Origin of the sequence: Mycobacterium sp. SM3041 (assembly GCF_039668335.1) — a bacterium.
Taxonomy (GTDB): domain Bacteria; phylum Actinomycetota; class Actinomycetes; order Mycobacteriales; family Mycobacteriaceae; genus Mycobacterium.
Genome location: NZ_JAYXBQ010000074.1, coordinates 40,923 through 65,166, shown reverse-complemented (window position 1 = coordinate 65,166; position 24,244 = coordinate 40,923). Strand labels below are relative to the sequence as shown.

General features: G+C 64.9%; 21 protein-coding genes. 14 read left to right on the top strand and 7 right to left on the bottom strand.

What is annotated here, in order from left to right:
* Positions 1-15 precede the first annotated feature (15 nt).
* Positions 16-699, bottom strand: coding sequence for a GAP family protein (locus VXD91_RS24785; RefSeq protein ID WP_079630330.1), 684 nt, complete (start codon positions 697-699; stop codon positions 16-18).
* 373 nt (positions 700-1,072) lie between these two features.
* On the opposite strand from VXD91_RS24785, the gene VXD91_RS24780 reads away from it, so the two are divergent.
* Complete coding sequence (locus tag VXD91_RS24780) at positions 1,073-3,658, top strand: alpha/beta hydrolase fold domain-containing protein (protein ID WP_346416674.1); 2,586 nt, start codon at positions 1,073-1,075, stop codon at positions 3,656-3,658.
* 115 nt (positions 3,659-3,773) lie between these two features.
* Positions 3,774-4,529, top strand: a complete 756-nt coding sequence (locus VXD91_RS24775; RefSeq protein ID WP_016895005.1) for a glucose 1-dehydrogenase — start codon at positions 3,774-3,776, stop codon at positions 4,527-4,529.
* Here VXD91_RS24775 and VXD91_RS24770 read toward each other — a convergent pair.
* Positions 4,526-6,736, bottom strand: coding sequence for a LuxR C-terminal-related transcriptional regulator (locus VXD91_RS24770; protein ID WP_255251180.1), 2,211 nt, complete (start codon positions 6,734-6,736; stop codon positions 4,526-4,528). The genes VXD91_RS24775 and VXD91_RS24770 overlap by 4 nt on opposite strands.
* On the opposite strand from VXD91_RS24770, the gene VXD91_RS24765 reads away from it, so the two are divergent.
* The 8 genes from VXD91_RS24765 to VXD91_RS24730 all read left to right on the top strand — a co-directional run bounded on the left by VXD91_RS24765 (position 6,656) and on the right by VXD91_RS24730 (position 13,485).
* Positions 6,656-6,829, top strand: a complete 174-nt coding sequence (locus tag VXD91_RS24765) for a hypothetical protein (RefSeq protein WP_346416693.1) — start codon at positions 6,656-6,658, stop codon at positions 6,827-6,829. The two genes, VXD91_RS24770 and VXD91_RS24765, sit on opposite strands and share 81 nt — an antisense overlap.
* A gap of 183 nt (positions 6,830-7,012) precedes the next feature.
* Complete coding sequence (locus VXD91_RS24760; protein ID WP_095795043.1) at positions 7,013-7,936, top strand: AraC family transcriptional regulator; 924 nt, start codon at positions 7,013-7,015, stop codon at positions 7,934-7,936.
* A gap of 158 nt (positions 7,937-8,094) precedes the next feature.
* Positions 8,095-8,658 (top strand): flavin reductase family protein, encoded by a 564-nt coding sequence (locus VXD91_RS24755; RefSeq protein ID WP_016895008.1) that lies wholly within the window; start codon positions 8,095-8,097, stop codon positions 8,656-8,658.
* A gap of 19 nt (positions 8,659-8,677) precedes the next feature.
* Positions 8,678-10,261 carry a 4-hydroxyphenylacetate 3-hydroxylase N-terminal domain-containing protein gene (locus tag VXD91_RS24750; protein WP_095795042.1) on the top strand — a complete coding sequence of 528 codons (1,584 nt, stop codon included), beginning with the start codon at positions 8,678-8,680 and terminating at the stop codon, positions 10,259-10,261.
* Between the two features lie 106 nt (positions 10,262-10,367).
* Positions 10,368-11,471, top strand: coding sequence for an enolase C-terminal domain-like protein (locus VXD91_RS24745; protein ID WP_095795041.1), 1,104 nt, complete (start codon positions 10,368-10,370; stop codon positions 11,469-11,471).
* Between the two features lie 60 nt (positions 11,472-11,531).
* A complete protein-coding gene (gene catA / locus VXD91_RS24740) occupies positions 11,532-12,383 on the top strand; it encodes a catechol 1,2-dioxygenase (RefSeq protein ID WP_095795040.1) in 852 nt (283 codons plus the stop codon).
* A gap of 5 nt (positions 12,384-12,388) precedes the next feature.
* Positions 12,389-12,679 (top strand): muconolactone Delta-isomerase, encoded by a 291-nt coding sequence (gene catC / locus VXD91_RS24735; RefSeq protein ID WP_095795039.1) that lies wholly within the window; start codon positions 12,389-12,391, stop codon positions 12,677-12,679.
* Complete coding sequence (locus VXD91_RS24730; protein ID WP_293023639.1) at positions 12,676-13,485, top strand: alpha/beta fold hydrolase; 810 nt, start codon at positions 12,676-12,678, stop codon at positions 13,483-13,485. The genes catC and VXD91_RS24730 overlap by 4 nt, the downstream gene beginning before the upstream one ends.
* Positions 13,486-13,574: 89 nt before the next feature.
* Here VXD91_RS24730 and VXD91_RS24725 read toward each other — a convergent pair whose 3' ends face one another.
* Genes VXD91_RS24725 through VXD91_RS24715 form a run of 3 tightly spaced genes read right to left on the bottom strand, consistent with a single transcriptional unit; the run spans position 13,575 to position 16,068 of the window.
* Positions 13,575-14,210 carry a 3-oxoacid CoA-transferase subunit B gene (locus VXD91_RS24725; RefSeq protein WP_095795037.1) on the bottom strand — a complete coding sequence of 212 codons (636 nt, stop codon included), beginning with the start codon at positions 14,208-14,210 and terminating at the stop codon, positions 13,575-13,577.
* A complete protein-coding gene (locus VXD91_RS24720; protein WP_095795036.1) occupies positions 14,207-14,863 on the bottom strand; it encodes a 3-oxoacid CoA-transferase subunit A in 657 nt (218 codons plus the stop codon). The genes VXD91_RS24725 and VXD91_RS24720 overlap by 4 nt, the downstream gene beginning before the upstream one ends.
* A complete protein-coding gene (locus VXD91_RS24715; RefSeq protein WP_095795035.1) occupies positions 14,863-16,068 on the bottom strand; it encodes an acetyl-CoA C-acetyltransferase in 1,206 nt (401 codons plus the stop codon). The genes VXD91_RS24720 and VXD91_RS24715 overlap by 1 nt, the downstream gene beginning before the upstream one ends.
* Positions 16,069-16,141: 73 nt before the next feature.
* Here VXD91_RS24715 and VXD91_RS24710 point away from each other — a divergent pair, with 73 nt between their 5' ends.
* Positions 16,142-17,026 carry a LysR substrate-binding domain-containing protein gene (locus VXD91_RS24710; RefSeq protein WP_095795034.1) on the top strand — a complete coding sequence of 295 codons (885 nt, stop codon included), beginning with the start codon at positions 16,142-16,144 and terminating at the stop codon, positions 17,024-17,026.
* Between the two features lie 93 nt (positions 17,027-17,119).
* Here VXD91_RS24710 and VXD91_RS24705 read toward each other — a convergent pair whose 3' ends face one another.
* The gene (locus VXD91_RS24705; RefSeq protein WP_095795067.1) at positions 17,120-17,878 is read right to left on the bottom strand and encodes an IclR family transcriptional regulator; all 759 of its coding nucleotides are present in this window, start codon (positions 17,876-17,878) and stop codon (positions 17,120-17,122) included.
* A 110-nt stretch (positions 17,879-17,988) separates the two neighbouring features.
* Here VXD91_RS24705 and VXD91_RS24700 point away from each other — a divergent pair, with 110 nt between their 5' ends.
* Together VXD91_RS24700 and VXD91_RS24695 are read left to right on the top strand one after the other, a co-directional pair.
* Complete coding sequence (locus VXD91_RS24700) at positions 17,989-18,975, top strand: PDR/VanB family oxidoreductase (protein WP_176470767.1); 987 nt, start codon at positions 17,989-17,991, stop codon at positions 18,973-18,975.
* Positions 18,976-19,004: 29 nt separating this feature from the next.
* Positions 19,005-20,213 carry a cytochrome P450 gene (locus VXD91_RS24695; RefSeq protein WP_095795066.1) on the top strand — a complete coding sequence of 403 codons (1,209 nt, stop codon included), beginning with the start codon at positions 19,005-19,007 and terminating at the stop codon, positions 20,211-20,213.
* A gap of 207 nt (positions 20,214-20,420) precedes the next feature.
* Here the strand turns inward: VXD91_RS24695 and VXD91_RS24690 are convergent, their stop codons facing one another.
* Positions 20,421-21,218 carry a nitroreductase family protein gene (locus VXD91_RS24690; RefSeq protein ID WP_095795032.1) on the bottom strand — a complete coding sequence of 266 codons (798 nt, stop codon included), beginning with the start codon at positions 21,216-21,218 and terminating at the stop codon, positions 20,421-20,423.
* Between the two features lie 418 nt (positions 21,219-21,636).
* Between VXD91_RS24690 and VXD91_RS24685 the strand changes: the two genes are divergently transcribed.
* A complete protein-coding gene (locus tag VXD91_RS24685; RefSeq protein WP_095795031.1) occupies positions 21,637-24,225 on the top strand; it encodes an alpha/beta hydrolase fold domain-containing protein in 2,589 nt (862 codons plus the stop codon).
* Positions 24,226-24,244: the final 19 nt, after the last annotated feature.

Below are 24,244 nucleotides of genomic sequence, written 5' to 3'. Positions count from 1 at the left end.
GATGCGAGTCTGGTGTCACCACCATCGATTGTGGTGAACAACCGCGTCCGCGAACAGCGCCACCCCAGCGACCAGAAATAAGAGACGCACCCCAATCGGCCCGTATCGAGTGAGGATTCGCACCAGCCAGCGCTGCGCCTGGTCGGCCTGTTTACTTCGACTGGTGGACAGGCCTAGAAGCACCATGCACGGCAACATGGTCAACGCCGAGTACACGATCACCATCACTGGCCAGGTGGGTGGCCGAGGATGCAGCGCCGCGATCATTGCCAGGCCTGCCAAGAACGGAACAGCGGTAGGAGCCTGGCCGAGACCGATTGCGGCGCCGAGGAATCCAAGCAGCCAGGGGCGCTGGCGCATCGCAGCCAGGGCCCAGCCTGGAGCGGTGCTTTGGGCGACCAGCGGAAAGAATGCCAGCACGATCAGCACCAGTCCCAGCGCGATTTCACCCCAGTACCTCACCGACGGTGTCAGGTGGAAGTTGGTCAGATTGCTCAGCAATCCCAGGCCGAGTACGGCACACAGACCGAAAGTGGTTGTTACCGCGAGCACTCCGGCGATGAAGCTCATCCCGCCCGGTAGCGCAGATTGGCGATTCAACCGACTGCCGTAGATCACCGCCGACACGACACCGATGTTCAGGACGTTGAGGGAGTCGAGAAATGCCAAACCCGTCAACGTCAGCAGAAGTGCCGTCATCGTCGCGCTCCCCCGACACCCGTTAGAACGCCGGCAAGGCTGCACCGAAACGCTCGCAAAACATCCCTCACTCACCATACGGCGCCAGACCGAAAATCAAACAAACGAGCCCCGGACGCGGCGCCGGCGCCGATGGTTCCACCGAATATCAACCCTGCCAAGCGAATCCGCCGGCAACCAATCGGCTCGCCGTGGCTCCTACTGACCCGAATGCCATCTTTTCGAGGATCGGCGCAGCTCAAGATCGGCACAACCGGCTGCGCACTTGCACCTTGATCTGGCACGTGCGGCAGAAGGATCAGGTATGGACACAGGTATGGGTACGGGTAGTACGCCGGATGTGTGACGGATCACTTTTCTTCACGATGAACACATGGACACCAATGACGTTGACGCCGTAATCGTTGGAGCAGGATTCTCGGGTCTTTATGCGACCCACAAACTCCGTAACGGGTTGAAGCTCTCTGTGCAAGCTTTTGAAGCCGCGCCCGGCGCCGGCGGAGTGTGGCACTGGAACACCTACCCCGGTGCGCGCTGCGATTTCGAGAGCATCTTCTACTCGTACTCGTTCGACGAGGACCTGCAGCGCGAGTGGCGCTGGACGGAGCGTTTCGCCGCGCAGCCCGAGATCAAGCGATACCTCGAACACGTCGCTGACCGGTTCGACCTCCGACGCAGTTACCGCTTCAACACCCGGGTTACCTCGGTGGTGTGGGACGAGGACACCGCGCGGTGGCGCGTCGGTACTGACGACGGGGCCATCACGACCGCACGGTTCTTCCTCAACGCGGCGGGTGGATTCGGGGTGACGAAGCCCAATGACTTCCCCGGACAGGACGACTTCGGCGGCACGGTGGTGCACACCAGCAGCTGGCCGCAAGACGGCATCGACTTGGCCGGCAAACGCGTCGCCGTGATCGGCACGGGGTCCACGGGCATCCAGGTCATCCAGACCATCGCCAGTGAGGTCGACCAATTGACGGTCTTCCAGCGGACCCCGAACTTCGCTTGCCCCCTGGGCAACAGGCCGTTGTCCGACGACGAATTCAACGCCACGGTGGCCGATTACCCGAAGATTCGTGAGGAGGCACGCAACAGCATCGCGGGCGCGGCGTATCCCCGCGCGGTACTTCCCGCAGCGGCCCACACCCCAGAGCAACAACGCGCCGTCTACGACGAGTTCTACAACGGCGGCGGTTTCCGCATGCTTGCCTCCACCTACTACGACCTGATCACCAATCCCGAAGCGAACCGGACGGTGGCCGACTACATCCGAAGCCGCATCCGCGAGCGTGTCACCGACCCCGAGGTCGCCGAACTGTTGTGCCCGACCGACTACCCGTACGGGGTCAAGCGGGCGACGTTCGAAACCAACTACTTCGACACATTCAACGAGCCCCACGTACGCCTCGTCGATGCGCGCACGACACCGATCGCGCGCATCACAGAAAAAGGTATCGCCACCACTGAGCAGGAATACGAATTCGACGTCATCATCTTGGCCACCGGATTCGATGTGGGCGCGGGAGCCCTGATGCGGATGGGCGTCATCGGCCGTGAAGGCAAGCAACTGACCGATCACTGGGCGCACGGCCAACGGTGCTATCTGGGCGCGGCCACCCACGGGTTTCCGAACCTCTTCCACATCAACGGCCCGCAAGGTCCCGCTGCGTTGTTCAACAATCCCACTGCCATCGAAGACAGCGTCGACTTCATCGCAGACCTGATCACGACGATGGACGAGCGCGGGTACCGAACAGCGGAAGTGACCGATGAGGCCGAGACCCGCTACAACGAGCTGGTCTGTGAAGTCGCCGACGTGACACTGTTTCCCACCGCGACCACGTGGTATATGGGCGACAACATCAAGGGCAAGGCGCGGACCCCGATCTCGCTTTTCACCGGCGCCCCGATGTTTCGCGCGATCGTCGCCGAGGTGGCGGCGCACGACTTCAGCGGATTTGCCTTCGACGGTCACGAAAGGCCGGTTTCGCCACTGGTCAGTCTTGACGGGAGCGAAGTCTTCCTGCTCGGAGGCATGATGAACATGGGCATGAAACCCCTCGAGCAGTGTTCGCTGGAGGAAGTTCGCTTCAGCCTGGAAGCCTTCACGGCCTTGCAGCTTCCGCTGCCGACCGGGGTCTCCGTTACCGAAGTCTCCTATCCAACGGAGCAGGGACAGCGCCCGGTGCGGCTGTATCGCCCCGAAGGCAGCACCGCTCCGCTACCCGTCATCGTGTTCGTTCACGGTGGTGGCTGGATCGGCGGAAGCCTCGACGCATTCGACGAGCCGTGCGCGGTCCTGGCTCAACGAGTCGGCGCGGTCGTGGTGTCACCGGACTATCGGCTGGCACCCGAACATCCCTTCCCCGCAGGCCCCGATGACGTCCTCGCCGCGCTGCGGTGGGCGGGTGAGCATGCAAGCGAGTTCGGCGGAGACCCCGACCGTATTGCGATCGGCGGCGAAAGCGCCGGAGCGAACCTTGCGGCGGTGACCGCACTACGCGCCAGAGACGAGGGCGGCCCCACGCTGCGGGCCCAGATTCTGGTGACGCCACCCGTAGACCCATTGGCCGACAACGGCTCTCGCAAGCAGTTCGCGAACGGACCGATCATCTCGGCCGAGATCGGGGGACGGATGTGGGCCATGTACCTGGGTGACCCCGCGAACGCCACGTCGCCGTGGGCGGCACCGATCCGGGCCGACGACCTGTCGGGATTGCCGCCGACACTGATCGTCACCATGGAGATCGACCCGACTCGGGACGAAGCCGAGGACTACGCGGCTGCGTTGCAAGCCGCCGGGGTGCCGACGCAATGCCGACGCCTCCCACGCCTGATGCACACCACGTTGTCAGTGTCGGGGGCGGTCCCGCGCACCGCGGAGATCCACGACGCGATGGCGGAATTCCTTGGCCCGCTGCTGGTCAGGCAAGCCGTGGCCAGCGTCGTCGGCTGAGGCGTCGGTGGTGGCCGGGGCCTGCAGTGACCGGCCACCACCGACGAAATACCCACCATTACAACCTGATTCACCCTGTCCACACTTGACACGAACAGAAAGAAGACGCACTGAGATGAGCGGATCTCTCCACGGCAAGCGAGCGCTGATAACCGGCGGCCACCGCGGGATCGGTCGCGCGATCGCCGAAGCCTTTACCGAAGCCGGTGCAGTCGTCGCGATCGCTGACATCGAGGGCGCCGACGTCGCAGCGAAAGAGATCGGCCGCGGCGCAATCGGTGTCACATGCGACGTGAGTTCAGCCGACAGCGTGGCCGCGGCAGTGCAGACGACGACCGCGTCCCTCGGCGGGATCGATGTGCTGGTCAATAACGCCGGTGTGGAAGCGATCGGCCCGCTGCACGAGACCAGCGAGGCGGACTTCGACCGGTTGATGGCGATCAACGTGCGCGGACCTTGGCTTGTGTACAAGCATGCCGTGCCGGCGCTCATCGATGGCGGCGGTGCCATCGTGAACATCGCCTCGGTCAGCGGCGTGGCGGCCTTCCCCCTCCTCGGTGTCTACTCGGCGACCAAGGCGGCGTTGATCAGGCTCACCGAAGCTATGACGCTCGAGCTGCGTGACCATGGGGTGCGTGCCACCGCCATCTGTCCGGGCTTCGTCAACACCGAGATGGTGGCCCGCACCAGTGACGTCTTCGCCGACATCACCGGCGCGTCGTTCGCGGAGGTGGTGACCCAGGGTCAGGGCGAAATGGCCGCACCGGCCGACATCGCGGGCCTGGCGACCTATCTGGCCTCCGACGCCGCATCCTTCGTCAATGGCACGGCCATCGTGGTCGACGGAGGCATGAACCTGCGGCGCGTCTAGCGCGGCGACGGGTGCCGGGCCATCCAGGCAGCCACTTGAGCGCGGGACGCGAAGCCCAGCTTGGAAAGAATGCGCTCAACGTGGCCGTCTGCTGTGCGCTTGGAGATGACGAGGCGCTCGGCGATCTCGCGGTTGGACAGGCCCACCTCGACCAACGCTGCGACTTCGAATTCCCGTTTCGTCAGCGGTTCGCTGGGCAGGCGCGCCGATCTGTGTGCACCATCGAGGACGCCGAGCACGAAGTCGATCGCCTCATCGACGTCCATCGGCCTGACGGAAGGTGACGTGTCCGCCGGCGCAGGCTCGGGGGTGTGGGCGACAGCGAAACCGGACAACCGGGGTCCGAACGCACCGATGGAGGTTCCGATTGCCTGCCACAGCCCCATCGCCGTACGGGAGAGCACCCGCGCACGGCCGAATTGACGGCGGTCACCGGCGATCCACCCGAGCAGATCGGTAGTCAGCGCGACCGCGATGCCGTCGCCGAAACCACGTCGTAGTGCCAAAGCTCGGCGCGCGGTGCGCTCCGCCTCGTCATAATGGCCCAGCAACCAATGTGCCAGTGCCGCTGCCCATTCGGCATATCCGCGGGCCGAGCGTTCTCCGTGCTGCTCGCAGAGCGTCGCGGCCTCACGAGCTTCGGCGAGGGCTCGGTCGGCCGCGCCGTCCGTGGCCAAAGCGCTCGAAAGCATGTATCGGGCCGTCATTTCCATTTCGCGATCGCCGCGGGCAGCGTGATCCTCCACCGCTCTGCTGAATCCACCTACGGCAGCGGCCGTGTCGCCGGTGAACAAATCCCGCAGCGCCGTCCAGTGGCGCGCGTGCGCGGCGAACACTTCGTCGTCGGACTCCACGGCGTACGACTGGAGCTCCTTCAACCAGCTGACGGGCGATTCGTGGTCGCCCTGCAGCAGGGCGATCCAGGTGACGACCCACAGACAGTGCGCCCGCGCGGCCGATGGTGACGTTTCGGCCGCGAGCATGGACTCGATGCGCATCCTGCCTTCTGCGAGGCGTCCGTTCAACAACCACTGATAACGCAGTCGGCCCAGCAGTTCGAGCGCGATCTGCCCTTCTGATGGAGTTGTCGCGCTCCAATGCACAGCGGCCACGTAGCTGGGGTGATCGAGGCTCATCTGTCGAATCAAGCTGTCCTGGTCGGGTCCCCACCACTGCGTCAACATTCCGGCGGCGCGACGTAGCATCACGTCGCGGTGGCGGCGGTGCAACTGCTCCGTCTCGCCGGCCTGGTCCGCCAACTCGGCAGCGACCTCTCGCACGGCGGCCGGCAGGTGGTAACGCATGGTTCCCGTACCGCGGTCGGTGAGCACGATCGACTGGGCGACGAGCCGGTCGATCGAGTCGAACACGTCATCGGCACGCAGCTCGCCAAAAGCACATACCTGTTCGGTGAGTTCGAGGTCGAAGGTCGCTGGAAACACCGCCAGGCGACGCCACAGCACTTGCGCGTTGCCGTGACACAGGTCGTAGCTCCACTCCACCATCGCCCGCAGCGATCGGTGGCGTGACATCGAGTTGACATCGGAAGCAGTGAGGGAGGTCAACCGTTTGCGGAACCGCTCGACAACCTGCTCGACCGTGAGGGACCTCAGTTTCGCTGCCGCCAATTCGATGGCCAGCGGCGATCCCTCTAGCAACCGGCATAGCTCGATAACGGCGTCGGCGTTGACCGTAGTCACGTCGAAGTCCGGGTCCACGGCGACGGCGCGTTCGACGAGCAAGCTCACGGATCCGTCGGCGGCCAGCTGCTCGGCCGGCGTTCCAAGCTCGGGCACACTCAACGGGAGGACCGGACGCAGCACCTCACCCACCACGCCCAGGTGTTCCCGGCTGGTGGTGACGACGCGCAGGTTCGGCGCTGCCCGCAGGAGCACGGGCACGGTGACGCGCACCGCATCGATGACGTGCTCACAGTTGTCGAGGACCAACATCAGTCGGCGTTCGGGGAGAACCGACAGCAGCTTGTCGCGCGGCGACGTCGCTGACTGATCGCTGATCCCCAGGGCGCTGACGATCGCGGCCTCGACGTCGTTGGCGCCGGCTCCGACGCTCAGATCGGTCAGCCGGACCAGCCAGGCGCCGTCGGGGAACTTCCCCTGCACACGATGCGCTACTTCCAGAGCAAGCCGGGTCTTGCCGACACCGCCCGGTCCGGTGAAGGTGATCAACCGCGACTGTGTCAGCATCCGTTGGGCTGCTTCCAGATCATGGCGGCGAGCCACAAGTCGATTCAACGGCGCACCTACCCGCTCGCCGCCTCGTCGCTGGCTCCGCGCTGAGCTCATACCGAGATCGTAGGTTGCGTCGGCCTATCTGGACACCACCGTTCCGTAGCACGGCACGCAGACTCGACAGCCTCGGCTTCAGTGGGTGCAATCAACCCATGAAGTGGCATCGGCAAGGGCAGTTGACTCCGGTCGATCTCACCAGGCGCTGAGGACGATTCGCTGGAAGGAGCCGTCATGGTTGCTCCTGTCACCCTGGGGAGCACGGACTGGGATGAGGTCTCATATGCCGTGGCAAACGCGTATTTTCCGCACGACTTGCAACCCCTCGGCCACGCGAGAGCAGGAAAGGCACGCGCCGACGGGGTCGATTTAGGGCCGATCAGGATCGCCCATATCAGCTGGGGCGCAGCCGTTTCAGTCGTCACCACCCATCCCGGCGCGTACGCCGTCAACATCCCGGTGTCCGGCCAACTGGAGTCGGTCATCGGTCAGGACGAGTTCATTGCTACGCCCGAGCGCGCAACGATCTTCCCTCCTGATACCCCCGCGCGCATTCGGCGGTGGAGCGAATCATGCGGCATCATCGGCGTCCGCTTCGATCGCGACTATCTGCATCGGGAAATTCACCGCGTGCTCGCCGAGCCCGTCGACTGGCCGCCCGATCACCTCGACCTCACCGGCGGCGCCGGCGCGGCCTGGGTACGACTGGTGCAGTGCTTGACGGGCGACATGGCATCAAAACAACATCCCCTCGTCCATGAACAGCTGTGCGCTGCGATCACAACCGCATTCGTGCTTGCCGCGATGCCCGAGAGCGGCGCACAGGCATCGGCGCTGCGGCCGCGAATCGTGAAACGCGTTGTGGACCAGCTGCGCGAGGACCCCGCGCGCGCCTGGACAGCCGGCGACATGGCTCAGGTCGCCGGCGTCAGTGTCCGCCGCCTGCAGGAAGGGTTTCGCGCCTATCTCGGCGTCACGCCTCGCGAGCTGTTGGCCGACATCCGCCTCGCCCGGGTGCGCGAGGAGCTGCTGCACGGAACCGAGAATGCCACTGTCACAGGGGTTGCCATGCGGTGGGGCTTCACCCACACCGGCCGTTTCGCCGCCGCGTACCGCCGCAAGTACGGCGAGCCGCCGTCGCAGACCCTGCACGCCTGACAGACATGGCCATCGGGTGCTGTCCAGAATTCCGCCGGCCACCGGCGTGACCCGGATCGCAACTCACCGCGCATTACGGATCGTGTCCGCGCTTTGCGGATCGACGCCGCTGACGGACCCAAATAGTTTGTCCCACAACGATCTCAACGAGGAGTCTCATGGGCGAGCAGCATGACTTGAGAAGCGTCTTTGGCCAATTCGCCACGGGCGTCACCGTCATCACGTGCCGTAACGGCGACGGCGCACCACACGGCGCCACAGTCAACGCATTTACCGCGGTGTCATTGGAACCGCGCCTGTGCCAGGTGACGATGACCAGACGATCCAAGGCCTGCGCGTACCTCAGCGGAGCGCCCTTCGCGGTCAACGTCCTGGCCAGCGATCAAATCGACACAGCGATGCATTTCGCCGGCCGGCCCTGCGTGCGTGACCCCGCATGGGCCGAAGGCCCGACCGGTCCGATCTTGACGGGCACGTCGGCCACCCTGTCGTGCCGCCCGTGGGCCGAGTATGACGGCGGCGACCATGTCATCTTCATCGGCGAAATAGTCGATGCCGTTGCCCACAACAAACCGCCACTCATCTTCTACCGCAGCACCTTTCACAGCCTCGGTGTGCCATCGGCGCACGCGACATGGGCAGGCAGCGCCGATGACCCCGAAATCGGTTGGTTCGACGCTGCGACGTCCTTCACTCCCCTGCACCTCCCTCACACCGTCTAACGCGAAGGAACACCCGACCATGACCACCACCACTCCGAGCAGCGACACCACACCCACCGAAAGCAGCGCCGTCAACTACGCCACCCGCCCCATGACCGGCGACGAGTACATCGAATCGCTGCGCGATGACCGCGAGATCTACCTGCACGGTGAACGCGTCGCCGACGTCACCACCCATCCGGCCTTCCGCAACCCCATTCGCATGACAGCACGGCTCTACGACTCGCTACACGGCGGCGAGCACGTCGACGAGGTGACCAGCCCGACCGACACCGGCAATGGCGGCGTCACAATGCCGTTCTTCAAGGCTCCCCATTGCGCCGACGACTTGCTCAAAGAGCGCGACGCGATCGCCCGCTGGGCGCGCATGACCTACGGATGGATGGGCCGCAGCCCCGATTACAAGGCGTCTTTCCTCGGCACCCTGCACGCCAACAAGGAGTTGTACTCGCCGTTCCAGGACAACGCCGAACGCTGGTACCGGGAGTCGCAGGAAAAGGTCCTGTACTGGAATCACGCCATCATCAACCCTCCGGTGGACCGGCAGCTGCCGCCTGACGAGGTCGGTGACGTGTACATGAAGGTCGAGAAGGAGACCGACGCCGGCCTCATCGTCTCGGGCGCGAAGGTCGTCGCCACCGGTTCGGCGATCACCAACTACAACTTCATCGCCCATTACGGCCTGCCCATCAAGAAGAAGCAGTTCGCGCTCATCTGCACGGTGCCGATGAACGCGCCAGGGGTGAAGCTGATCTGCCGGTCCTCGTTCACCCAGCAGGCCGCGGTCATGGGCACCCCGTTCGACTATCCCCTGTCGAGCCGCATGGATGAGAACGACACCATCTTCATCTTCGACAAGGTCCTGGTGCCGTGGGAAAACGTGTTCATGTACGGCGACGTCGACAAGATCAACGCCTTCTTCCCGCAATCCGGCTTCCTGCCCCGCTTCACCTTCCAGGGCTGTACACGACTCGCCGTGAAACTCGACTTCATCGCGGGGCTCTTGATGAAGGCGCTCGAGGCAACCGGCGCCGGCGGATTCCGCGGCGTGCAGACCCGGGTCGGCGAAGTGATCGGCTGGCGAAACCTGTTCTGGTCATTGAGTGAATCAATGGCACGCGACCCCGAGCCGTGGGTCGGCGACACAGTCATTCCCAAACTCGAATACGGCCTCACCTACCGGATGTTCATGATCCAGGGATACCCGCGCGTCAAGGAGATCATCGAGCAGGACGTCGCGTCGGGCCTTATCTACCTGCCTTCCAGCTCAGCGGATTTCCTCTCGCCGAACGTGCGCCCGTACCTCGACAAGTACGTCCGCGGATCCGACGGCATGCCCGCGGTCGAGCGCGTGAAAATCATGAAGGCGCTATGGGATTCGGTCGGTACCGAGTTCGGCGGCCGCCACGAGTTGTACGAGCGCAACTACTCCGGCAACCACGAGAACGTGAAAGCCGAGCTGCTGTTCGCCGCCCAAGGACGCGGCGACGCCACTGCGATGAAAGGCCTTGCCGAGCAGTGCCTTTCCGAGTACGACCTGGACGGCTGGACGGTGCCAGACCTCATCGGCAACGACGACGTGTCCTACTTCGGTAACCGCTGAGCCCACACGTCCTTCGCTACGAGTTCATGCCGCTACGTTCGCTTCCACCGGCGCGATCAAACTGCGCCGGTGGAAGCCTGAACCTGAGCCCATCCGGAGATGAACGGTGAAGATCACCCGGGTCGAGGCGATTCCGTTCGCCATCCCATACACGAAGGCGCTGAAGTTCGCGTCCGGTGAGGTGCACGTCGCAGAACACGTCTTGGTCCGGGTGCATACCGACGACGGGGTGGTCGGCACGGCCGAAGCCCCGCCGCGGCCCTTCACCTATGGCGAAACCCAGACGGGCATCATCGCCGTAATCGACCAAATCTTCGGCCCGCAGATCATCGGGCTGTCCCTGCTGCAACGCGAGGTCGTGAACGCGAAACTTGCTCGCACGGTGGGTAACCCGGCCGCCAAAGCCGCGATAGACATGGCCCTGTGGGATGCGCTCGGGAGAACCGTCGGCATCTCGGTCGGTGACATGCTCGGCGGGTTCACCGACCGACTGCGGGTGAGCCACATGTTGGGCTTCGACGACCCTGCGGCGATGGTGGCCGAGGCACAGAAGATGCATGAGGTGTATGGCATCCGCACCTTCAAGATCAAGGTCGGGCGCCATCCGGTCACGTTGGATACCGCCGTCGTCCGCGCACTGCGGAACCACTTCGGCGACGACGTCGAACTCTACGTCGACGGCAATCGCGGCTGGAGCGCATCGGAATCACTGCGCGCCATGAAGGAGATGAGCGACCTGGGCCTGCTCTTCGCCGAGGAACTCTGCCCAGCCGATGACGTGCTGGGCCGCCGATGGCTCGTCGAGCACCTCGACATCCCTTTTATCGCAGACGAATCTGTGCCCACGGCGGCTGACGTCACTCGCGAAGTCCTGGCCGGGGCGGCGACGGCCATCAGCATCAAGACCGCCAGAACCGGATTCACCCAATCGCGACGCGTGCACCACCTGGCCGAGGGTCTCGGGCTCGAAGTCGTCATCGGCAACCAGATCGACGGTCAGATCGGCACCGCCTGCTCACTCGCCTTCGGCGCCGCCCACCAGAACACGTCACAACATGCCGCTGAGCTGTCGAACTATCTGGACATGAGTGACGACCTGCTCGCGGAGCCGTTGAGCATCCGTGACGGAGCACTTCAGTGCCTACCCGGCCCCGGGCTGGGCATTGACGTCGATGAGGACAAGCTCGCCCACTACCGCACCGACCGTTGACATCCCGCGGTAGCAACAGGCCCCTCCATTCCCAGGCCCCCAGATTTGAAGGAGATAGAAATGACAACTTCTGCGACAAGCGCCACCGCCGCGGCGTCCGGCGCCGCTGCCACTGAGCGTTTTCACACCGACAAGACGCCGTACGAGGCAGTCACGGACACCCCAACTGAACGGGTCGACATGCTTGCGCGCGAGGTCCTCGCCGGCATCCACGAGACGATCCGGCGGCACGCCGTCAGCTACGACGAGTACAACGCCCTCAAGGCATGGCTCATTGGCGTCGGCGAGGATGGCGAGTGGCCCCTGTTCCTCGACGTCTTCGTCGAGCATGTCGTCGAGGAGGTCAACACCGCACATCGACGCGGCAGCAAGGGCACCATCGAAGGCCCTTACTACGTGCCCGACGCCCCCGAAATCGACTCTCCCGCAACGCTTCCCATGCGCGACGGCGAACAGGGCACACCACTGGTGTGGACCGGCAAGATCACCACTCCTGACGGCGCCCCGCTGCCAGGCAAGATCGAACTCTGGCAGGCCGACGCCGACGGTTACTACTCCCAGTTCGCGCCCGCCATCCCGCCGTGGAACCTGCGCGCCACCATCCCCTCCGACCGTGACGGCACCTTCAGCATCACCACGATCCGGCCGGCGCCCTACCAGATACCCACAGACGGCTCCTGCGGACGGCTCATCTCCGCAGCGGGCTGGCACGCCTGGCGCCCAGCTCACCTGCACGTCAAGGTGTCCGCGCCGGGATATCAGACCCTCACCGCACAGCTCTACTTCCCGGGCGATCCGCACAACAACGACGACGTCGCCACCGCCGTCAAACCCGAACTGATGCTCGAACCGGTCGCCGGGCCGAACGGCATCTCCGTCACCTACGACTTCGCCCTAGACCCGCAGAGCTGACCGCCGTGATCTTCCACGTCCGGATGGATGTCCACCCACCCACCGACCTCGACCCAGCGGCCTGGGCCGACCTCGTGGCCCGCGAGAAGGCCTACTCCCAGGACCTACAGCGCAGCGGACAATGGCCGCACATCTGGCGCATCGCCGGTGAGTACTCCAACTTCTCGATCTTCGATGTCGAGTCCAACGACGAACTCCACCACATACTCTCCAACCTGCCGTTGTTCGCATACATGACCATCCGCGTCACGCCATTGGCGACCCACCCCTCCGACATCAAGAGCCCGGCGCGGTGAGTACCCGACCCGTGCTCGGCGGTCTTCACCTTGCAGAGCCGCCGGGCGCTCCGGATTGTCCGCTCCTGGTGGTCGGGCCGTCGCTGGGCACCTCCGCGGCGGCGCTGTGGAATGCTGCCGCGCAACACCTTTCCGCCCATGTCCGGGTGGTCTCTTGGGACTTGCCAGGGCACGGCAGCACCCAGGGAGCATGCCATGACCCGTTCGTGATGGCGGACCTCGCAGCCGCGGTTCTGGAACTGGTCGACCAGTCGTCACCCGGGGCCGTCTTCCACTACGCGGGTGTCTCAGTCGGCGGGTGTATAGGCCTGCAACTGCTGCTCGATGCTCCCGAACGTGTAGCGACAGCAACGCTGATCTGTACCGGCGCGCGGATCGGCACATCGCAGGCGTGGCACGACCGCGCCGCGACGGTGCGGCGCAGTGGCACTCGCGCGGTTCAAGACAGCTCAGCGCAACGCTGGTTTGCCGCCGACTTCGACGAACGTGACCCTGCGACCTACCGGGCGCTCATCGACGGGCTGGACGAGATCAACCCTGAGGGATACGCCCAAGTATGCGAGGCACTCGCAGACTTCGACGTGGAGACCCGATTGCCGGAGATCGTCGCACCGGTCTGCACCATCGCCGGCGCTGAGGACATTGCCACGCCGCCACAGTTGTCGCACCAGATAGCCGTCGGCGTCCAGGCGGGGTGCAGCGCCGTCCTCGACGGTGTCGCTCATCTGGCTCCTGCCGAAAAGCCCAGAGAGGTCGCGGAAGTCATCTTGAGTCACATCGCCAGCTACGCGGACAGTAAGACCTGAAACAGGGCGTAGCCTGTTCGACGTGAAGTCGAAAGCTGCTCTCCCCCAGAATTTCTCGATAGTGGGTCCGGGACAGACACGTCTACAGCTCAGCAGTTGAGAAGGGTGACGTCGAGTCTTTGCGCCAGTTCCGCGCGGCTGATGCCGTAGGTGTCCCGGACGGTCACGCCGTCGGCCTCGATGTCGAACACTGCCAGATCGGTATAGACGCGCGACACGCATCCCAGACCCGTCAATGGATACGTGCACGTCGGAACCAGCTTGGCGGAGCCATCTTTGGCGAACAGCGTCATCATGACGAACACCTGTTTGGCACCGATGGCCAGGTCCATGGCACCGCCGACGGCGGGAATTGCATCGGGAGCGCCCGTGTGCCAGTTGGCCAGATCGCCGGTGGCCGACACTTGGAAGGCGCCGAGCACGCAGACGTCGAGATGGCCGCCGCGCATCATCGCAAACGAATCGGCGTGGTGGAAGTACGCGGCACCGGGAAGCTCGGTGACCGGGATCTTGCCCGCGTTGGTCAGCTCGGGGTCGATCTGGTCGCCGACGGCGGCCGGTCCCATGTTCAGCATGCCGTTTTCGGTGTGCAGCACGATGCCGGCGCCGGCGGGCAGGTGATCGGCGACGGTGGTGGGCTGGCCGATTCCGAGGTTGACGTAGGAGCCGGCTGGTATGTCGCGGGCGACCAAGGCGGCCATCTGGGCTTTGGTCAGTGGGCTCATACCGCTACCACCTTGTCGACGTAGATGCTGGGGGTGATGACTGCTTCGGGATCGAGTGCGCCGGTCTCGACCACTTCCTGGACCTGAACGATCGTGGTCTTCGCCGCCGTAGCCATCACGGGACCGAAGTTACGGGCGGTCTTGCGATACAACAGGTTTCCCATCCGGTCGGCCTGGTGGGCCCCTATCAGGGCGACGTCACCGGCCAAGGGATATTCCAAAATATAGGTGCGGCCATCGATCACCCGTTCCTCTTTGCCTGCGGCGAGCGGCGTTCCGACGGCGGTCGGGCAGTAGAACCCGCCGATGCCGGCGCCGGCGGCACGCATCCGTTCGGCCAGGGTGCCCTGCGGCACGACCTCGAGTTGGATGTCACCCGCGCGGTAGAGGCCGTCGAAGACCCAAGAATCGGATTGCCGGGGGAAGGAGCAGATAACCTTGCGGACGCGCCTGGCGGCCAGCAGAGCAGCCAAACCGGTGTCGCCGTTGCCCGCGTTGTTCGACACGACGGTGAGATCGGTTGCGCCGTGGTCGATCAGCGCATCGATGAGTGCGACGGGCATGCCCGCCATTCCGAAACCGCCGATAAGGACGGTGCTTCCGTCCTTGATGTCGGCCACAGCATCCGCGGTGGTGTCACAGATGGTCGCCATCACTGCACCGCCTCGAATACCGCGGCCAGCCCCTGGCCCCCGCCGATGCACATGGTTTCCAGGACCGTGCGTGCGCCACGTCGCCGTGCTTCGTAGGCCGCGGTGGCCAGGATTCGGGCACCGGTGGCACCGATCGGGTGTCCCAGTGAGATTCCGGAACCGTTGGGATTCAGGCGATCGTCAAGCGGGTCGACCTTCCACTCTGCGAGCACCGCCAGCACCTGGGCGGCGAAGGCTTCGTTGAGCTCGATCAGATCGATGTCGTCGAGCGTCAGTCCGGCGCGCTGTAGCGCTGCGGCGCTGGCCTTCACCGGCCCGATGCCCATGGCCTCGGGGGCGCAGCCCGTCACCGCCCACGCCCGTAACTTCAGAAGAGGCGTCAGGCCGAGCCGGGCGGCATCGGCAGCGGTGGTGACCACACACAGGGCGGCACCGTCGTTCTGCCCGGATGCGTTCCCAGCCGTGACTGTCGACTCGCCATCCACCTTGCACCGGATCGGGCGTAGTGCGGCGAGCTTCTCGACGCTGATATCTGCGCGGGGATGCTCATCGCGGTCGACGACGACATCGCCGTGACGGCTTGGCACGGTGACAGGCACCAGTTCGTCGGCGAAGCGTCCGGCTTCGTGGGCAGCGATCGCCCGCTGGTGTGAGCGCACCGACAACGCGTCCTGCTCGTCGCGTCCGATCCCGTAGTCGCGGCGCAGGTTCTCCGCCGTCTCGATCATGCCGCCGGCGATGGGATGTGAACTCCCACCGGCGGTTTCGCGGGCGCGATCGAGCCGGTCCATCAGCGCGACACCGCCCTGCCGGACGCCGGTCCGCAGACCGAGGGCGTAGTGCTCGACATTGGACATCGATTCCGCCCCGCCTGCGATCACCACACTTGCCGCTCCGGTGGCCACCTGCCCGGCGGCGTAGAGCACGGCCTGCAGGCCGGAGCCGCACCGTCGATCGATCTGCAGGCCGGGGACCCCGACGCCCAAGCCGGCGTCCAACGCTGCGATACGGCCGATGGCCGGGGCCTCACCGTTGGCATAGCCGTTGCCCAGAACGACATCATCGACGTCACCTTCGTCCAGGCCGGTACGGTCGATCAGCGCGCGCAGAGCCACGGTCGCCAAATCGGTAGCAGTCAGCGCCGCCAGAGCCCCGCCCATCCGGCCGACCGGAGTTCGGACGGGATTGCAGATCACGACATCCATGCCTCGACGGTAGGTCTGTGCGCAGATATTCTGAAATACTTAAATCAGAATCTTTGATAGGTAGAACATCCTAATGGAGCTGCGACATCTGCGGTACTTCCGGGCAGTCGCCGAAGAACTGCATTTCGGACGCGCAGCCCAGCGCCTACACATCGCCCAACCGCCGCTGTCGCAGCAGATTCGCCAGCTCGAGCGCGAGTTGGGCGTGGAGTTGCTGATCCGCTCGACCCGCCACGTCGCGTTGACCCCGGCGGGCCAGGCTTTCCATGCGCGTGCCATCGCAATCCTGGACGCGGTAGACGACGCCGCGGATCTGGCTCGCCGAGTGGCTGACGGCACCACCGGTCGGCTCACCATCGGTTGCGTCGGCTCGGCCACCTACTCGGTGCTGCCGCGGCTCGTCCGGGCGCTCGGTGAATTGCTGCCCGATGTCGATGTCCGAGTGCGTGGTGAGATGCTCGCCCCGGCGCAACTGGCGGCGTTGGCGGCGGGCGAGATCGATCTCGCCCTCCTGCGCCCGCCCGTCATCGACCCCGGGCTGTGCACCGAGATCATCCGCCGGGACTCGCTGTTGGTCGCGCTGCCGGAAGGACATCGGTTGAGCAAGCGAAAGGCACTGGCAATAGGCGATCTCCGAGAGGAAGGCCTCGTAGCACATGCCGGCGGGGGTCGCTCTGTCATGGCATTGCTACTGGCGACGCTGTGCGCCGACGCCGGCTTCACTCCCCGAGTGCGCCATGAAGTGGAGGAGACCTCGACACTGGTCACCCTGGTGGCCGCCGGACTGGGGGCCGCGATCGTGCCGGCACCAACATCGGCCCTGGACATCGCTGGTGTGGTCTACCGCCCACTGCAGCCGAGAAGTCTCGGCGTCGAACTGGTGGCCGCCTGGCCGGCCTCAGCCCACGATCAACTGGTCCGCCGCGTGATCGAGGCTCTCCGCGAGAGCGCAACGTGAGCTATCGTCGAAATGATCTTTGTTGCAAGGACATTGGCGGCGCGTGCGGCATCTGTGCACCCGACTGGCGACCGAAATCACTTGGCGGAGCTGCTATGCGTTGGCACTCGGATTGAGTGCGCGCCGAATTCCGCGCGCGGCGGCCAACAGGAGGGGGACGTGCGCGGTGAGTCGATCGTCATTGGGACCAACGATCGACAACGCCGCAATGGCTTTGCCCAGGCTGTCGAAGACGGGGACGGCAAGCCCTGCCGCGTCATCATGGATGTGGCCGGGAAGCAGTGCGTATCCGCGGCGGTGGACGAGGTCGAGTGCGTCACGCAGCTTTGCGGGGTCGGTGACGGTCTGTCCGGTGTAGGCCTTCATCGGTTGTCGCAGAATGCGCTCCCGCTGATCTTGGGGGCCAAACGCGAGCAGCACATGGCCCGAAGACGAGGCGTGTAACGGCAGTCGGCCGGCTATCCGTGAGTAATTGATGACGGCGTTTTTCGCCGACAATCGTTCAACGAAGAGAACGTCGTCGCCATCAGGAACCCCTAACTGCACGTGGTGGTCTACGACGGCGTGGATGTCGGACAGATACGGCATCGCCGCTTGATGCAGCGACAGGGTTGGCGAGGCGCGTGAAGCCAGTTCCCACAACCGGACGCCAACCCTCACTTCGCGGTTTTCGCCTCGCTCCAACAGTCCGTGCGCGACCAGTTCGGCCACGATCCTCGATGCCGTCGCGACATGGAGCTGACTGCGCCGGGCGATGGTCGAGACGGACAGTGCCGGCTGGTCGGGCTCGAACGCTGACAGCACGCGGATCGCCCGGGCGAGCGTGGATTCCCCCGTGTGGGTCCGTGGCATGTTGAGGTTCACCCCAGCTTCAGCGACTGAATCTTCTCATTCATTGATACACCAGTCGGTGGTGGCAGGGGTTGCGGATCACACTCATTCGCGAGTGTGAAGGAGCGGAGATGCTACCGATTGACGAACGAACGCCAGTAGCCCAGCGACGAAATGCCAGTGTGACAGCCGTCGTCGTCACCGAAAAGCGAGTCGTGGCCGAAGGGGTGGTGTCCCTGGAGCTGTCGGCTGCCCATGGCGGCCGGCTGCCTGATTGGGCGCCCGGCGCCCACATCGACCTCATCCTTCCCAACGGGCTGACCCGTCAGTACTCGCTATGTGGTGATCGCTGGACCCCTGATCGCTATCAGGTGGGTGTGCTCAAAGAGCCTGCCAGCCGCGGGGGTTCGGCATACGTGCACGACGTCCTCGCCGTCGGCGATCAAATCGAGATCGGCGGGCCGCGCAACAATTTCGCTCTCGTGCCATCGCCGACGTATCTGTTCGTGGCCGGAGGAATCGGCATTACTCCGTTGCTGCCGATGATCAGGCAGGCCGACATGCTCGGGACCAACTGGCACCTGCTTTACGGTGGCAGGCGCCGCGCATCCATGGCATTTCTGGACGAACTGTCGGCGTACGGCGATCGGGTGACTGTCGCTCCTCAAGACGAGTCAGGGCTGTTGGATCTGCCGGCCTTCCTTGGAGATCCGCGCGCCGACACCAAAGTGTATGCCTGCGGCCCGGTTCCACTCTTGGATGCCATGGAGCGCGCGATGGTTGACTGGCCGAAATACGCGCTGCGCAGCGAGCGATTTGTCGGCCACACCAATCTCAGCGCCGCGTCGCTGACCACGTTTGAGGTCACCCTGGCGCGCACCGGAGTGACCGTCACGGTCGGTCCCGACGATTCTGTGCTGGATGCCGTGCGGGCCGCTGGCGTTGACGTGCTGTCCTCCTGTCAGCAGGGCACCTGCGGCACTTGCGAAGTGACGGTTCTGCGCGGCACGCCTGATCACCGCGACGCCGTCCTCGATGACCACGAACGCCAGGCCGGTGACTGCATGTTCCCGTGCGTTTCGCGTAGTCACAGCGACAACCTGGTCCTGGATCTGTGACCCTTCCCGACTCTCGAAGGAGGACAATGATGTCCACACTGGTGCCACCCACCGCCCTACCCAACAACGATGCCGACCCGTTCAGCGACGAGCTACTTGAAAACCCTCTGCCCCTTCATGAGGCCCTCCGTGAAGCGGGCCCAATAAGCTACTTGAGCCTTTACGGCGTCTACGCGCTGGCCCGCTACGAACACGTGCGAGCGGCGTTGAGCAACTGGCAGGACTTTCAGTCGTCGGCCGGTGTCGGATTATCGAACTTCCGGCGCGAAAAGCCCTGGCGCCCACCGAGTCTGCTTCTAGAGGCCGACCCTCCCCGCCACGATGCACCACGGCGGGTATTGAGCAAGATTCTTGGGCCTCGCGCTCTGCACACACTGCGCGAGGGCTGGATCGCCGACGCGACCGCGCTCGTCGACACCGTCCTGGCCGACGGCCCCGAGTTCGACGCCGTCACTGCACTGGCGCAGGCGTTCCCGCTGCGCGTCTTCCCCGACACTGTGGGCATTGGTCAGGAAGGCCGGGAGAACCTCCTGCCCTACGGTGACCATTTGTTCAACGCGTTCGGCCCCGCCAACAGCCTTGTCGCCAATGGCGCGGCGCGCGAACCCGAACTCAGCGCGTGGACCCACGCGCAATGTCAGCGGGAAGCACTCGCGGACAGGGGGTTTGGCGCCGACATCTGGGCTGCGGCCGATCGGGGCGAGATCACCTACGAACAGGCGCCCGTGGTCGTACGGTCGCTGCTGTCGGCCGGCGTCGACACCACGGTGCACGGCCTGTCGGCCACGCTCTTCGCCATGGCTACCAATCCCCTGCAGTGGCAACGACTCCGGGAGGAACCCGCGCTGATCAGAACCGCGTTCGACGAAGCCGTGCGGTGGGAGTCGCCCGTACAAACGTTCTTCCGGACTGCCACCCGCGACGTCCATCTCGGCGATTCGGTGATTCCCGAAGGCGAGAAGATCCTGATGTTCCTCGGCGCCGCCAATCGCGACCCCCGGCGCTGGGACCATCCAGACCAATTCGACTTATCCCGAGATCCCTCCGGACATGTCGGATTCGGTATGGGGATCCATCAATGCGTGGGACAGCACGTAGCTCGTTTGGAAGCCGAGGCGCTACTGTCGGCGCTGGCACGCCGGGTCGAGCGGATCGAGTTGGCAGCGCCGGCGATTCGCCACCACAACAACACGCTCCGCGCATGGGAGAGCATCCCCGTCAAGGTGACGCTGGCTTGAACAACCGGGGCGAGGGTGCGGAACGGCGTGGTGTCTGAGGCGAGGGACGGATAATGCTCCCGTGCCCGGGGCGTACGCCTCGGGCACGGATTCGACTCCAATTCCCATATGGCCCAAGCCATATGGGAATTGGAGTCATCTGCGCCATGGCGGCATGTCCGAGGCATCGCCGTTGAGACGGCTCATTCGGACCCAGCCGGCAACTCCCTAATTCGGCTGCTGCCAGTGATTCCACTGCAGGAAATGATCGACAGGGGCGCGGTTGACTGGGCCGAATCGACCGAGGGGGTAACCAATTGGCACGATGGCGAATGTGCGGACATTGCTCGGTATGCCGAGTATGTCTTTGAGTTCGCGCTCAAACAGCAAATGCCAGGTGGTCAGGCTGGCACCCAGGCCGGACTGACGGGCGGCCAGGAGCAAATTTTCAACCGCCGGGTAGACGCTGGCGGCGATGGATAGGCGTCCGAACTTGCCGAAGTTCGCCCCGCCGGTCAAGGCTCGGCGGATACCGAGCTTACCGAAAGCACGTGCGACCGCCGCAATATTGTCGAGCCAATTGTCCATCATTGACGACACATCACAGCACACCACGATCAACGCGGGTACGTCTTCGAAGTGGTCGGCGAGATACTGCGCCGCCCCGACCGTGCGCTGATACTGCTTCGGTGACACTCCCGGTGGACGCGCGTCGGCCTGCGCGGTGACGTAAAAGCGTTCAGCTCGCCGCCACAGCGGCGCAATTCGTGCGATTTGGGTTCGGTCGTCAACCACGACGTAGCGAGTACCCTGCGAGTTGCCGCCGCTGGGCGCCCACGACGCAGCCTGGATCAGCCGTTCGATCAGCTCACGCGGCACCGGGTCCGGTTTGAGTCGGCGCATCGCGCGCATCGTGCGCATGACGTCATACAGATCGCCGGCCGGCGGCCGCGTCACTTCTTCTTCCTGCTCCGGCGCGATAACTGCGGTGTGCTCAATGGGCGACGCAGTGATGGGCTGATCCATTTGTTGGTTTCTCCTCGTCTTCGTCGATGGCTCAGAAACTGGTCGCTCCAGGTGTCCGATTGACACCGGGTCTGTCCGGGCGCCGGCGGGCGCAGCGGGCTCCGGCGGGAAGGTCATCAGACAACCTGACTCGATGGGTTGCGTCACTGAGCGGCATCTCTCACAGCATCGGCTGCTGTGGCGCAGAACACATCGGTTTAGGTACCCGTCTCCATACCTGCGGGCATACCTGTCTTGGCTCTGAGTCCCTTGCATTCGGCAACAAGCCGCTTTGCGATCTCGGCTGTCCCGCGAAGTGGGCTGCGGCATGAAAATTCAGGCGACGCGGCCCACACCAGGGAACAGGTATGCGAACGGGTATGGCAGTGGGCATACGTACCCGTGCGGGCCCCCGGCAGATCACGGATGGTCCTGTGTCATGAGTCACAACCACGTAGACGCCGTCATCGTCGGCGCCGGATTCGCGGGCCTGTACGCCACCTACCGCCTTCGGGACCAGCAGGGCCTTTCCGTCCAGAGCTTCGAGGCACTGGCGGGACCGGGCGGTGTCTGGCACCGGAACCGCTATCCCGGCGCCCGGTGCGACCTGGAGAGCGTGTGGTACTCCTTCTCCTTCGACGAGGATCTGCAGAGAGAATGGCGTTGGACCGAGCGCTTCGCCTCCCAGCCCGAGATCCTCTCCTACCTCGAGCACGTGGCGGACCGGTTCGACCTGCGGCGTAGCTTCCGGTTCAACACGCGGGTCATCTCGGCGGTCTGGCGGGACGACGCCGATCGCTGGGAAGTTCGAACCGACGACGGTGCGGTCACGATGGCTCGGTACTTCATCAACGCTGCCGGAGCGTTCTCCGTGTCGAAGCCGAATGATTTCCCCGGTCAGGACGATTTCGCGGGCACTATCGCCCACACCAGCCAGTGGCCGGCCGAGGGTGTGGACCTGCATGGCAAGCGCGTGGCCGTGATCGGGACGGGGTCGACCGGGATCCAGGTCATCCAGACGATTGCGGGTGAGGTGGGCGAGCTCACGGTCTTCCAGCGCACACCCAACTACGCGTGCCCGCTGGGCAACGGCCCACTGTCCGACGAGGAGTTCGCCGAGGTCGTCGCCGACTACCCCCGATTGCGCGCGGAGTCCAGGGCCAGCATGGCCGGCGCACCGTATCCACGCGCCGACCGGCCCGCCCTGATGGACCCGCCGGAGGTGCGGCAGAAGGTCTACGACCATTTTTACGAGGCCGGCGGCTTCCGCATGCTGGTCTCCACGTACATCGATCTCATCACGGACGCCGACGCCAACGAGACCGCGGCGGAGTACATCCGCGGAAGGATCCGGCAGCGCGTCAACGACCCTGAGGTCGCCGAACTCCTCTGCCCCGACAATCACCCGTACGGCGTGAAGCGAGCCACGTTCGAGTCCGGCTACTTCGAGGTGTTCAACCTGCCGCACGTGCGTTTGGTGGACGCGCGATCGACCCCGATCGAGAGGATTACGAGCAGAGGGATCGCGACGACGGAACAGGAGTACGAATTCGACGTCATCATCCTGGCGACCGGGTTTGACGTGGGTTCCGGCGCTCTTCTCCAGATGGGCGTGGTGGGTCGCGACAACCGCAAGCTGGCCGATCACTGGAGCGGGGGCCAGCGAGCGTACGTGGGGATGGCCACGCATGGGTTCCCCAACCTGTTCCACATCAACGGCCCACAGAGTTCGGCCGCGCTGTACAACAACCCGATCGGCATCGAGGACAGCGTCGACTTCGTGAGCGGAATCATCGCGCACGCCGATGCCGCCGGTTGCGCCCGTGTGGAGGCGAGCGAGTCGGCGGAGAACCGCTACAACGAGCTCGTCATGGAGTGCGCGAATGCGACGCTGGTCCCGACTGCGACCACCTGGTACATGGGAGACAACATCGCGGGCAAGGCGCGCACTCCGCTCTCCCTATTCACCGGCGGACCGATGTATCGGGCGATCTGCGCCGAGGTCGAAGCAACGGGATATGCAGGGTTCTCGTTCGACGAGGACGAGCAACCGCTGTCGAGCCTGGTGCAGGTGGATGGCTCCGCGGTGTTCTTCCTCGCCGGCATGATGAACAGCGGGGCCAAACCGCTCGAGGAGTGCAACCTCGAGGAAGCGCGGGCCGCCATGGACATGTTCCAGTTCTTCCAGGCGCCGCTTCCATCCGACGTCTCCATCAGCGAGGTGGACTTCCCCGCCGGCAACGACGGTCGAAAGCTCCGCCTGTACCACCCCAAGGAAGCGTCGGCACCGCTGCCCGTGGTCCTGTTCATTCACGGTGGCGGCTGGATCGGCGGCAGTCTGGACGCGTTCAACGAGCCGTGCGCCGCTCTCGCCCACAACACCGGGGCCTTGGTGGTTTCGCCCGAGTACCGGCTGGCGCCCGAGCACCCGTTCCCGGCTGCGGTCGAAGACACGCAGGCGGCCCTGAGGTGGGTCGCGGACAACATCGCGACATACGGCGGAGATCCGGAACGGATCGCCGTCGGCGGCGAGAGCGCAGGTGCCAACCTCGCTGCCGTTGCCGCCCAGCGCGCTCGCGACGATGGCGGCCCCCGGCTCACCGCGCAGGTGCTCGTCGCCCCTGTCACGGACCCGTTGGCAGAGACGGCATCACGGAAGTTGTTTGCGCACGGCCCCGTCCTGTCGATGGAGCTCTGTGCACGGATGGCCGGGATGTACGTCACCGATCCCGCCGCGCTGACCTCGCCCCTGATCGCTCCTGCCCGGGCTGCCGACCTGTCGGGGCTCCCGCCCGCCCTGGTGCTCACCATGGGGGTCGACCCGCTGCGTGATGAGGGTGAGGACTACGCCCGCGCGCTGGCCGCGGCGGGTGTTCCCGCGGAGTCACGCCGGTTCGAGGGCCTGATCCACACCACGCTCTCCATGTCGGGCCCTATCCCGAGGGCTGCGGAGATCCAGGAGGCGATCGCGACGTTCCTCGTCCCGCTGTTCTCCGCCAGCAACGCCCCCACGACAGTCGGCATCTGACCCGAAGAAGCGGCAGAAG

Coding starts and splice junctions, on each gene's coding strand:
- VXD91_RS24785 (WP_079630330.1), bottom strand. CDS start 699: ATGACGGCACTTCTGCTGACGTTGACGGGTTTGGCATTTCTCGACTCC.
- VXD91_RS24780 (WP_346416674.1), top strand. CDS start 1,073: ATGGACACCAATGACGTTGACGCCGTAATCGTTGGAGCAGGATTCTCG.
- VXD91_RS24775 (WP_016895005.1), top strand. CDS start 3,774: ATGAGCGGATCTCTCCACGGCAAGCGAGCGCTGATAACCGGCGGCCAC.
- VXD91_RS24765 (WP_346416693.1), top strand. CDS start 6,656: ATGCGCTACTTCCAGAGCAAGCCGGGTCTTGCCGACACCGCCCGGTCC.
- VXD91_RS24770 (WP_255251180.1), bottom strand. CDS start 6,736: ATGCTGACACAGTCGCGGTTGATCACCTTCACCGGACCGGGCGGTGTC.
- VXD91_RS24760 (WP_095795043.1), top strand. CDS start 7,013: ATGGTTGCTCCTGTCACCCTGGGGAGCACGGACTGGGATGAGGTCTCA.
- VXD91_RS24755 (WP_016895008.1), top strand. CDS start 8,095: ATGGGCGAGCAGCATGACTTGAGAAGCGTCTTTGGCCAATTCGCCACG.
- VXD91_RS24750 (WP_095795042.1), top strand. CDS start 8,678: ATGACCACCACCACTCCGAGCAGCGACACCACACCCACCGAAAGCAGC.
- catA (WP_095795040.1), top strand. CDS start 11,532: ATGACAACTTCTGCGACAAGCGCCACCGCCGCGGCGTCCGGCGCCGCT.
- VXD91_RS24725 (WP_095795037.1), bottom strand. CDS start 14,210: ATGAGCCCACTGACCAAAGCCCAGATGGCCGCCTTGGTCGCCCGCGAC.
- VXD91_RS24720 (WP_095795036.1), bottom strand. CDS start 14,863: ATGGCGACCATCTGTGACACCACCGCGGATGCTGTGGCCGACATCAAG.
- VXD91_RS24715 (WP_095795035.1), bottom strand. CDS start 16,068: ATGGATGTCGTGATCTGCAATCCCGTCCGAACTCCGGTCGGCCGGATG.
- VXD91_RS24710 (WP_095795034.1), top strand. CDS start 16,142: ATGGAGCTGCGACATCTGCGGTACTTCCGGGCAGTCGCCGAAGAACTG.
- VXD91_RS24705 (WP_095795067.1), bottom strand. CDS start 17,878: ATGCCACGGACCCACACGGGGGAATCCACGCTCGCCCGGGCGATCCGC.
- VXD91_RS24700 (WP_176470767.1), top strand. CDS start 17,989: ATGCTACCGATTGACGAACGAACGCCAGTAGCCCAGCGACGAAATGCC.
- VXD91_RS24695 (WP_095795066.1), top strand. CDS start 19,005: ATGTCCACACTGGTGCCACCCACCGCCCTACCCAACAACGATGCCGAC.
- VXD91_RS24690 (WP_095795032.1), bottom strand. CDS start 21,218: ATGGATCAGCCCATCACTGCGTCGCCCATTGAGCACACCGCAGTTATC.
- VXD91_RS24685 (WP_095795031.1), top strand. CDS start 21,637: ATGAGTCACAACCACGTAGACGCCGTCATCGTCGGCGCCGGATTCGCG.